This window comes from Gammaproteobacteria bacterium (assembly GCA_013001575.1).
Classification (GTDB): domain Bacteria; phylum Pseudomonadota; class Gammaproteobacteria; order Steroidobacterales; family JABDMI01; genus JABDMI01.
Map to the genome: position 1 here is coordinate 1 of JABDMI010000131.1, position 7,031 is coordinate 7,031.

8 protein-coding genes are annotated in these 7,031 nt (G+C 48.6%); all 8 read left to right on the forward strand.

Annotation, left to right across the window (positions count from 1 at the left end):
• Positions 1-210: 210 nt before the first annotated feature.
• Complete coding sequence (locus HKN88_10700) at positions 211-1,356, forward strand: acyl-CoA dehydrogenase (GenBank protein NNC98525.1); 1,146 nt, start codon at positions 211-213, stop codon at positions 1,354-1,356.
• Positions 1,357-1,395: 39 nt separating this feature from the next.
• Entirely contained in the window at positions 1,396-2,226 is an 831-nt protein-coding gene (locus HKN88_10705) for a TIGR03084 family protein (protein ID NNC98526.1), read from the forward strand.
• Positions 2,223-2,630, forward strand: coding sequence for a RidA family protein (locus HKN88_10710; protein NNC98527.1), 408 nt, complete (start codon positions 2,223-2,225; stop codon positions 2,628-2,630). The genes HKN88_10705 and HKN88_10710 overlap by 4 nt, the downstream gene beginning before the upstream one ends.
• Before the next feature lie 30 nt (positions 2,631-2,660).
• Entirely contained in the window at positions 2,661-4,103 is a 1,443-nt protein-coding gene (locus tag HKN88_10715) for an aldehyde dehydrogenase (protein ID NNC98528.1), read from the forward strand.
• Between the two features lies 1 nt (position 4,104).
• Complete coding sequence (locus tag HKN88_10720; protein NNC98529.1) at positions 4,105-4,899, forward strand: SDR family oxidoreductase; 795 nt, start codon at positions 4,105-4,107, stop codon at positions 4,897-4,899.
• Between the two features lie 5 nt (positions 4,900-4,904).
• On the forward strand, positions 4,905-5,987 hold the full coding sequence (locus HKN88_10725; GenBank protein ID NNC98530.1) for an amidohydrolase family protein: 1,083 nt from the start codon (positions 4,905-4,907) through the stop codon (positions 5,985-5,987).
• An 18-nt stretch (positions 5,988-6,005) separates the two neighbouring features.
• Positions 6,006-6,587: a DUF2238 domain-containing protein gene (locus HKN88_10730; GenBank protein ID NNC98531.1), complete on the forward strand. Its 582-nt coding sequence runs from the start codon at positions 6,006-6,008 to the stop codon at positions 6,585-6,587.
• Between the two features lie 238 nt (positions 6,588-6,825).
• A partial coding sequence (locus HKN88_10735; protein ID NNC98532.1) for a 12-oxophytodienoate reductase occupies positions 6,826-7,031 on the forward strand: 206 nt, incomplete at its 3' end.

The following is a 7,031-nucleotide window of genomic DNA, read 5'->3' on the forward strand; positions in this document are numbered from 1 at the left end:
GACTTCGAGAATTGGGTCCCGGGCTCAACCACACAACGCTTGTCAAAACTCGAAATGGTCTAATGACTGTCAGCATTTCCCAAGCTTGTTCCATGCCTGCTGTTCAGGCTTTTTTTTCGCTCAATAGATAGTCTGCAACACAGCTGAACTCTAATGAAGATTGCTTTATTATGGTTATTTATTTTTCTGGCCCACCAAACGAGCTGAGCTATGCATTTTACTCAAGAACATCATGCTATCCAGGCTGGCGTATCACGATTTATTGATACCGAGATCAATCCGTATGTGGATGACTGGGAAGATGCCGGAATCTTTCCCGCGCATGAGCTCTTCAAAAAAATGGGCGATCTGGGTTTCCTGGGTATCAACAAGCCCGAAGTCTTTGGCGGTATGGGTCTGGATTATTCCTATCAACTGGCGTTCATTGAAGAATTGGGACGGATCCGTTGTGGTGCAGTGCCAATGGCTATCGGTGTGCAGACCGATATGGCCACGCCGGCACTTGCCAAGCACGGCTCGGATGAATTACGTCGGGAGTTCTTGAGCCAGGCTATTTCTGGCGATGCGGTTTTTGCAATTGCGGTGAGTGAGTCACATGCCGGTTCGGATGTGGCCGCGATTAAAACCACAGCCAAAAAAGATGGCGATGATTATGTGATCAATGGTTCTAAAATGTGGATCACAAACTCCACTCAGGCCGATTATTTGTGTTTACTGGCCAATACTTCTGATGACTTGAAACATAAAAACAAGTCTTTGATCATTGTGCCGACCAGATCAACGGGGCTGAGTGTTTCAGGTAAACTCGATAAACTGGGTATGCGCTCATCGGATACCGCGCAGATTTTTCTGGATAATGTTCGAGTACCGCAACGAAATCGCATAGGTGCTGAAGGCATGGGTTTTATTTATCAAATGCAGCAGTTCCAGGAAGAGCGTTTGTATGCAGCCGTGGCAAATTTAAAAGCCATGGAAGTGTGTATTCAGGAAACCATTAACTACACACGTGAACGCCGGGTATTTAATAAAGCTATATTAGATAATCAGTCTGTGCAATTCAAACTGGCAGAATTACAAACCGAGATCGAAGCCTTACGAGCGCTGGCCTATCAATGTGTAGGCAGCTATATACGTGGAGAAGACGTAATGCTTAAAGCCTCGATGGCCAAATTGAAATCCGGCCGTTTGATCCGGCAAGTATCCGATGCCTGTTTGCAATATTGGGGCGGCGCGGGGTATATGTGGGATAATCTGGTTTCACGCTTTTACCGCGACGGTCGCCTGGCATCGATTGGTGGCGGAGCCGATGAAGTGATGTTGCAGATCATTTGCAAACAAATGGGCATACATAAGTAGATCGAAAGATAGTTTTAAGTAAATACACACAAATAATTAATGACCACCAAGACCCAACATCCATTCCCCCAGGTTAGGGACTTTCTAGACGAAAGTTTCGCTTTGTATGATTTAGTCAAAGATCTCGATGAAAAACAACTTGAACAAGTCACCGCATTTAAAAACTGGACCATAAATGATGTGATCGCTCATTTGCAGATATGGAATATGGCGGCCGGTATCTCACTGAATGACCCGGAAGGGTTTCAGGAGTATATGCAAATAGTCGATGAGATCTTTGCTGCCAATGGCACATTAAAGGACTTCGAACGCATTTATTTAAACACCAAGGGCATTGCCCTGGTTGAATTATGGAAACAGGATTTTATCCAGATCGCCAAACGCTTTGCACGTGCCGACCCCGGTGCACGAGTTAAATGGGCGGGCCCCGACATGAGTGTGCGTTCTTCAATTACTGCACGCCTAATGGAAACCTGGGCGCATGGGCAAGAGATCTATGATGTGCTGGGGGTGGAGCGTGAAAATACCGACCGGATTAAAAATATTGTTGTGCTTGGCGTTATCACATACCCGTACACCTATCGCATTCGCAGAGAAGAACTGCCGGGTCCAATGCCATACCTCTCTTTAGTCGCACCCAGCGGTAAAACCTGGACCTTTGGCGAGGAAAGTGAGCAAGAGTTTGTTCGTGGTCTTGCGGTAGAGTTTGCCCAGGTGGTGACACAAACCCGCAATATTAAAGACACCAATTTATATGTAAAGGGCGTGATCGCCAAAGACTGGATGTCTAAGGCCCAGTGTTTTGCCGGCGCCGCCGAGGACCCGCCAAAACCGGGGACCCGATTTATCAATACCGAGGCCAAAGCATGACTGAACAAATCCTGACACCACGCGGGGCCTATCCACTGGTAAAAGTAGTGGGTGATTTTATTTTTGTCTCCGGCGCCAGTGCACGACAAGCCGATAACAGCATTGCCGGAGTCGAAAGCGTCGATGCCATGGGCACCAGGCTTCTGGACATAAAAGTCCAGACCCGTGCCGTGCTTGAGGCAATCGGCAAAAACCTGGCCTCGGTCGGGGCAGGCCTGTCCAATGTGGTCGAGATCAGTACCTTCTTAGTCAACATGAATGATTTTGCGGGGTATAACGAGGCCTATAAAGAATACTTTGATGCCGAAACGGGCCCGGCGCGTACCACCGTTGCAGTGCACCAGTTGCCGCACCCGGATCTGCTGATCGAGATCAAAGCAGTCGCGTACAAGAAACAAAAATAGTTAGTGGATTCGCGATAGAATCACACTGGCATGCAAGTTCTTAAAAATTACATCAATGGCGAGTTGCTTGATCCGGGATCACAGCAATGGCTGGACAACTACAATCCAGCCACAGGCCAGGTCTACAGCCAGTTACCCAATTCCGATTCAAATGATGTGCATGCAGCTGTGCAAGCCGCCAGGCAAGCCTTCCCGGCCTGGTCAAGATCCTCAACAGAGGAGCGTTCTGGCTATTTATTCAAACTGGCACGTCTCATCGAAGAGCACGCGGATGAGTTAGCAAGACTGGAGAGCATTGACAATGGCAAGCCACTCAGTCTGGCGCGTTCGGTAGATATTCCGCGAGCAATTAAGAACTTCCATTTTTTTGCCCAGGCGATTGCCATGTTCTCTTCGGAAACGCATGAGAATATTGCCCAGTCTGCGGTCAACATGGTCTTACGTGAACCCTTGGGGGTTGTGGCCTGCATCTCGCCCTGGAATTTACCCCTGTATTTGCTCACCTGGAAAATAGCGCCGGCATTGATCACCGGAAATTGTGTGGTCGCCAAACCCTCCGAGATCACACCAATGACTGCTTATCGTTTGTCCGAACTTTGTATCGAGGCGGGCCTACCCAAAGGTGTGTTGAACATTGTGCATGGAGAAGGCAATACAGTCGGGCAAGCTCTGGTTGAGCATCGGGATATCAAAGCCATCTCGTTCACCGGAGGTACCAGCACTGGCGCCGATATCGCTACCCGGGCCGCTGGTCAATTCAAAAAACTCTCACTCGAACTTGGGGGTAAAAACCCGAACATTATTTTCCCGGATTGCGATTATGAAAAAGCTCTGGATACCGCCGTTAATGCCGCGTTTAAAAATCAGGGTCAGATCTGTTTGTGCGGGTCGCGGTTTTTTATCGCCGACAGCATGTACGATAAATTCAAATACGATTTTATTGAAAGAACCCGCGCATTAACAGTCGGTGATCCTTTGGATGCAAAGAGTGATATTGGCGCACTGGTTTCCAGAGAGCATTTACAAAAAGTCTATTACTACATCAAGCACGCCGATGAACTCGGTGGCAAGATCCTTTTCGGTGGTAAGCGCCTGCATCCCAAAGGCCATGAAGACGGAAATTTTTTGCAGCCAACCATCATTGAGGTTAACGATAATCAATGTCCACTGAATCAGGAAGAGATATTCGGTCCGGTTGTGACCTTGTGTCGATTTGCTTCAGAGGCCGAGGCCGTGGCATTGGCCAACGATGTGCGCTATGGGTTATCCGCCAGTATCTGGACCCGCGATGTCAATCGCGCGCTGCGGGTCTCAAAAAATCTGCAAGCAGGAACCGTCTGGGTGAACACCTGGATGTTACGCGACCCACGGGTACCGTTTGGCGGGGTCAAGGCATCCGGAGTCGGGCGAGAAGGTGGTCTTGAGGCCTTGCGCTTTTTCACCGAGCCCAAGAACGTTTGTATACAATACTGACATGCAATTAGATCTCGAGAATAAACACGCGCTGGTGTGCGGCAGCACCCAGGGCATCGGCAAGGCCTGTGCCATTGCGCTGGCCGAGCAGGGTGCAAACGTCACATTACTGGCACGCAACGAGAATTCCCTGAAAAGCGTGATCACGGAAATGCCCACTTCTGGCAAGCATACCGGTACACATAATTACCTGGTCGCCGATTTTTCCAGTCCACAGGAAGTGGAAGCCACCATCAAGACACATCTCTCAAACCATCCTGGTTTTCATATTCTGGTGAACAATACCGGCGGGCCTCCCGGCGGCCGGGCGATTGACGCCGGGGCGCAGGAATTTGATGCGGCTTTTCGGCAACACTTGTTGTGCAATCATTTGCTGGTGCAAGCTCTGGTGCCGGGGATGCAAGCATATGCGTTCGGACGCATTATCAATATTATCTCGACCTCGGTGAAACAACCGCTGGATAACCTGGGCGTGAGCAACACCATCCGGGGCGCAGTAGCCAACTGGAGTAAAACTTTAGCCAATGAACTGGGTCAATACGGTATAACAGTGAATAATGTTTTGCCGGGTGCCACCGCGACGGAAAGATTGTTTTCCATCATTCGCAACAAGGCTGAAAAATCCGGGATCAGTCCCGAGCAGGCCAGTGCCGCGATGCAAAATACCATCCCGGCCAGGCGCTTTGCCGAGGCTTCCGAAGTGGCCAACGCGGTGACTTTTCTGGCCAGTGCCGCCGCCGCTTATATCAACGGCGTGAATTTACCGGTCGATGGCGGCAGAACCAAAAGTTTGTAAACACTATGACAAGAAAATTACGTATCAACGGCCATTCGCACTTGCTTCCTTACCCGGAAGAGATCCCGGCCTTCATGAAGGATCGCGGCATTTTCTGGGTAGACCACGATCGCAAGTACATGTTGCAAAAAGACTGGAAACGACCGGTTACCGATTCCAGTTTTTTTCTGGATGAAAAACTCGAATGGATGGATCGCTTTAACATTGATCACGCCGTGGTTTTAAACCTTTCGCAATTGTATGGCAATGGCTTGCGGGTTGAGGAAATGAAAAAAGCCTTGCGTTTTCAGAACGATTTCAATGCCAAAATACAGCACGATCACCCGAGTAAATTCACCTGTGGTTTTGTGGTGCATCCCGGTTTCGTGCGCAGTGCGATGTGGGAGATCGAGCGTTGTGTCGAAGAGTGCGGTCTGAGTTTGCTCTGTTTGCCAACCCACTTCATGGACAGTATTGGCGAGTGGCGCTGTGTGTTCGACGTAGAGAATGAGCCTATTTTCGAGCTCGCCGATAAATACAATCTTGCCCTCGAAGTGCACCCTTACGATGGCGACAAAATCATAAAACTGCAAAATACCGGCTGGCGTTTTCATTTGATCTGGATGCTGGCGCAATGTGCCGACGCTTATCACTTTCTGACCATTAACGGATACCAGGAAAAATACCAGAACATGCGGGTGTGTTTTGCCCATGGCGGGCAATTGTCACAGATCAATCTGGGCAGACGCATCCAGGGTTTTGACGGCCGCCCTGATCTGTTCGAAGGCAAGCATCATCCGCGTAAAGCGGTTGGGCATAAAAATATCTTTTTCGATACCTTGGTACACGACACCGGCTCGTTGAAATTACTGGTTGAGAACCAGGGTGCCCAACAAGTGGTGATGGGGCTTGATGATCCATACCCGCTTGGTGAAATGGAAAGCGAGAATCAGTCGTCTTATCCGGGCAAATTGCTCGATCTCGCTCTGGAACGAAATATCGTAAACCAGGATCAATACGATGCCATGTGGGAAGACAACGTATTGCAATGGTTGCATGGAGATGACCAGAACGCAAAAGACAAACTGGTTAAGCGGATACTCGCTTAGTTCATTCAATTAATTCGCATGAAGCCACAATATTTAATTGGTTACTTCCTGACGGCCGTCTTGGTCGTATGGAGTTTGGTCAGTCAGAATTACGAATTCATGATCTATGCGGCAGCCGTTCTGGTTCTGGTGGTGCTATTACACAGCACCCAGAAGATCTATCATTTCAAGTCGGGTGTGCTATGGGCCTTCGTGGCCTGGATTATCATGCATATACTTGGTGGTTTGCTGCCGGTTGGGAATGGCGTTTTGTATTCCAAAGTGCTGATCCCAATCATTGGCGAGCCTTATGAGATTTTGAAATATGATCAGGTGGTGCATGCTTATTGCTATACCGTAGTGGCTCTGTTGTTGTGGCCGGTGGTCATGCATGTGGCCAAACCTGAAAATGGACACAAAACCTTAGTGTTTTTGACTGTATTGGCTGCAACCGGTATCGGTGGGCTGAACGAGATAGTGGAGTTTATCGCGACTTTAACGGTGCCGGAAACCAATGTTGGCGGCTACGAAAATACCGCCATCGATATTGTCGCGAACCTGCTTGGCGCGTTGTTGGCTATCCCGTTTTTGAAAAGGCCAAACAAAGCTGATCCTATGTAGCTTTTTCCAGCATTTCTAGTGGTTATATTTTATTTACACTTATTAGTATTCAACCAGGATATGTACTACTAATTGTGGGAAGACAATGTATTGCAATGGTTTTATGGTGATGACCAGTACGCAAAAGACAAGTTGGTATAGCGTTTTTTTGCTTAAACGACTTACACATTAATCTATAATCGTCATCCCGGAAAACAAAGTTGTTTATCCGGCATTTAATTATAAGCACAGGAATAACATGAACGACAACCCCTTGTTTAAACCCTTCGAGTCCAGAAACCTCACTCTGAAAAATCGCATTGTCATGGCGCCCATGACGCGTCAGTATTCCCCCGGCAATGTACCAAATGAATTGAACGCGGCCTATTATGCGCGTCGTGCCAAAGGCGGGGTTGGTTTGATCATCACCGAAGGCACATTGGTCGGGCACAAGGCCGCGAATGG